A 3,590-nucleotide genomic window follows, 5' to 3' on the forward strand; every position below is an offset into this window, starting at 1 on the left:
CCTCCATCTCCCCAACTCGCCCTCAATCTAGGCACAGCAGGAAAAATCCCGGACAGCAGTGGGAACAGGTCCGGGGTGACGGGGTGGGACATCGCACGCTCGCGCCCCTAGCGCATCCAAGGCCCCTTGTTTACATGGACCGCCACGACTCGCCCCCCATGCGCAGGAATTGGCATCCAATGGACATCCGCCTCGGCCTCACTTTCGACGATGTCCTGCTGTATCCGGCCGCGTCCGATATCGTCCCGAGCCAGACCAACACCGCGACCCGGCTGACGCGCGGCATCGCGCTCAACATTCCGGTCGTTTCCGCGGCGATGGATACCGTCACCGAGGCCGATATGGCGATCGTGATGGCGCAGCTGGGCGGGATCGGCGTGCTCCACCGCAACATGACGATCGAGGAGCAGGTCGCCGCCGTCCGCGCGGTGAAGCGCTACGAATCGGGCATGGTGGTCAACCCGATCACCATCGCGCCCGAGGCGACGCTCGCCGAGGCGCAGGCGCTGATGGCGCACCACCGGATCAGCGGCATCCCGGTCACCGAGAAGAACGGCAAGCTGGTCGGCATCGTCACCAACCGCGACGTGCGCTTCGCCGGCAACCCGCGCCAGCCGGTCGCCGAGCTGATGACTCATGAGAATCTCGCGACCGTTTCGCCCGGCGTGAGCCAGGAAGAAGCACGGCGCCTGCTCCATCAGCGGCGGATCGAGAAATTGCTGGTCGTCGACGAAGCCTATCGCTGCATCGGCCTGATCACCGTGAAGGATATCGAAAAGGCGGTGATGTATCCCGACGCGACCAAGGACGAGACGGGCCGGCTGCGTGTCGCCGCCGCCTCGACGGTGGGCGACAAGGGCTTCGAACGCACCGCGGCGCTGATCGACGCCGAGCTCGACCTGATCGTGATCGACACCGCGCATGGCCATAATATCGAGGTCGCGCGTGCGGTGGAGCGGGTGAAACGGCTCTCCAATTCAGTCCAGGTGATCGCCGGCAATGTCGCCACCGCCGAGGCGACGCGGTCGCTGATCGATGCCGGCGCCGACGGGATCAAGGTCGGGATCGGTCCGGGCTCGATCTGCACGACCCGCGTGGTGGCCGGCGTCGGCGTGCCGCAGCTCACCGCGGTGATGGACTGCGCCGCGGAAGCCGCCAAATCGGGCGTGCCGGTGGTCGCCGATGGCGGCATCCGCACCTCGGGCGACATGGCCAAGGCGCTCGCCGCCGGCGCCTCGGCGGTGATGATCGGCTCGCTGCTCGCGGGCACCGAGGAAGCGCCGGGCGAGACCTTCCTCTACCAGGGCCGCTCGTACAAATCCTATCGCGGCATGGGCTCGGTCGGCGCGATGGCGCGGGGATCGGCCGATCGCTATTTCCAGCAGGACATCAAGGACCAATTGAAGCTCGTCCCCGAAGGGATCGAAGGGCAGGTGGCCTACAAGGGCCCGGCGCGCGACGTGATCCACCAGCTGGTCGGCGGCGTCCGTGCCGCGATGGGCTATACCGGCTCGGCGACGATCGAGGAGCTGCAGAAGCGTGCTCGGTTCGTCCAGATCACCGGCGCCGGCTTGCGCGAGAGCCATGTCCATGACGTCACGATCACGCGGGAAGCACCGAACTATCCGACGCAATGACGCGTCGCCCTCTCCCGGGAGGGAAGAGGAAATGAACCATGACCCCATCAGCCCGAGTCCAGGCGGCGATCGAGCTGCTCGATGCGATCATCGCTGCCGCCCGTGACCAGGGCGCCGCGGCCGACACGCTGATCGCGCGCTATTTCACCGAGCGGCGCTATGCCGGGAGCAAGGATCGCCGCGCGGTGCGCGAGCTTGTCTATGCCGCCATCCGCCAGCTCGGCGAGCGGCCGCGCAGCGGGCGAGCGGCAATGCTCGCCCTTGCCGCCAACGATTCCGAGATCGCCGCCCTGTTCGACGGCGTCGGCCATGGCCCGGCACCGATCGGCGCGAGCGAGACAGCGGCGAAGCCCGGCGTCGCGCCCGAATGGATGCTGTCGCGGCTCGAGAAATCCGATGTGCCCGGAAGCGAATGGCCGGCGCTGATCGAGCGGGCGCCGCTCGATATCCGGATCAACTGGCTCCAGCCGGCACCGCCGCCGATCGACGGCGCCGAGCCGATCGCCGGGCTGCCGGATGCCCTCCGGCTCCCGTCGGGCACCAATATCGAGGCGCTCGACGCCTATAAGGACGGCGCGATCGAAGTGCAGGATGCCGGCAGCCAGATCGTGACGCTCGCCGCGCGCGCCGCGCCGGGCATGCGGATCGTCGATCTCTGCGCCGGCGCCGGGGGCAAGACGCTCGCGCTTGCCGCGTTGATGGGCAACGAAGGCGTCCTGCTCGCGACCGACACCGACCGCGCCCGGCTGTCGCGCCTCGCGCCGCGCGCTGCACGGGCCGGGGCGACCATCGTCGAGACGCGGTTGCTCGATCCGGGCCGCGAGCTCGAGGTGCTCGGCGACTGGGTCGGCAGCGCCGACTGCGTGCTGATCGACGCGCCCTGTTCGGGCACCGGCACCTGGCGGCGCAACCCCGAGGCGCGCTGGCGGCTGTCGCCCGACCGGATCGAGCGGCTGGTCGAGACCCAGCGCCATGTGCTCGAGATCGGCGCCGAGCTGGTCAGGCCGGGCGGGGCGATCGTCTATATCGTCTGCTCGCTGCTCGACGAGGAAGGGGCGGGGCAGGCAGCTGCGTTTCTCGGTCGCCATCCGGGCTGGCAGGCAGCGAGCCTCACGCTGCCCGCCGGCCGCGCGCATGGCCCGGGCATCCGCCTGACGCCGGGGCATGACTCGACCGACGGGTTTTTTGTCGCGCGACTCGAGCGCCCATGCTAGCTCTGGCCATTGTGCCGAAGCTGGAGTTGATCATGCGTTATTCGACCGTCGCCGCCGCCGCTGCGCTGACGCTTCTCACCATTTCGACTTCGCTCCACGGCCAGCGCCCCGACGACCAGATCGATCCGCGTTCCATGGCGCTTCTCGCCAAGGGCCAGGCGGCCGAGGCGGCCGGCGATCTCGACGCAGCGAGCGATGCGCTCGAGACCGCGCTTGCGGTCGATCCGCGCAACCGCCTCGCCTTCGTCACGCTCGGCGATGTGTCGACGGCGCGCGGCCTGCCGGGCAAGGCGATCCGCTTCTACCGCGAAGCGCTGCTGCTCGAGCCCAATGACGTCTCGGCGCTGAAGGGCCAGGGCGAGGCCTTCGTCGCCAAGGGCGCGGTGCAGCGCGCGAAGGACAATCTCGCCAAGATCCGCACGATCTGCGGCAAGACTGGCTGCGGCGATGCGACCCAGCTTGCCGCGGTGATCGCCAAGGGCCCGCCGATCGCGACGGCTGCCATTGACGTGTCGGTGGTGAAGGCGCCCGCGAAGGAATAGAGCAGCCCGGACTTTGGGCGGCTTGCTTCAGGTCCTTTTTGCCGCATCGTTAGCGGCTGTTCGAGACCCTGAATTCGCCCGGTGCCTGCACCGCGACCGCGGTTTCCCGCTGCTCCCCGCTGTTATCGCGATTTTTTTATTGTCATTTTTTGAGGTCAAAACCACCGGCTTCAGCCGGTAAGAGGCTTTAGCCGTCC

General features: G+C 68.4%; 3 protein-coding genes. All 3 read left to right on the forward strand.

All coding sequences use genetic code 11. The annotated features are described in order from the left end of the window. The first annotated feature begins 179 nt into the window (after positions 1–179). From guaB to ABD050_RS10465, 3 genes are read left to right on the forward strand one after another with little or no spacing between them, the layout of a single operon-like run. On the forward strand, positions 180–1,637 hold the full coding sequence (gene guaB / locus ABD050_RS10455) for an IMP dehydrogenase (RefSeq protein WP_343889259.1): 1,458 nt from the start codon (positions 180–182) through the stop codon (positions 1,635–1,637). Positions 1,638–1,675: 38 nt separating this feature from the next. After that, the gene (locus ABD050_RS10460; RefSeq protein ID WP_343889260.1) at positions 1,676–2,851 is read left to right on the forward strand and encodes an RsmB/NOP family class I SAM-dependent RNA methyltransferase; all 1,176 of its coding nucleotides are present in this window, start codon (positions 1,676–1,678) and stop codon (positions 2,849–2,851) included. A gap of 32 nt (positions 2,852–2,883) precedes the next feature. Next, entirely contained in the window at positions 2,884–3,393 is a 510-nt protein-coding gene (locus tag ABD050_RS10465; RefSeq protein WP_343889261.1) for a tetratricopeptide repeat protein, read from the forward strand. The last annotated feature ends 197 nt before the right edge of the window (positions 3,394–3,590 follow it).

The sequence above is a fragment of the Sphingomonas oligophenolica genome, from assembly GCF_039522915.1.
GTDB classification, from domain to species: domain Bacteria; phylum Pseudomonadota; class Alphaproteobacteria; order Sphingomonadales; family Sphingomonadaceae; genus Sphingomonas; species Sphingomonas oligophenolica.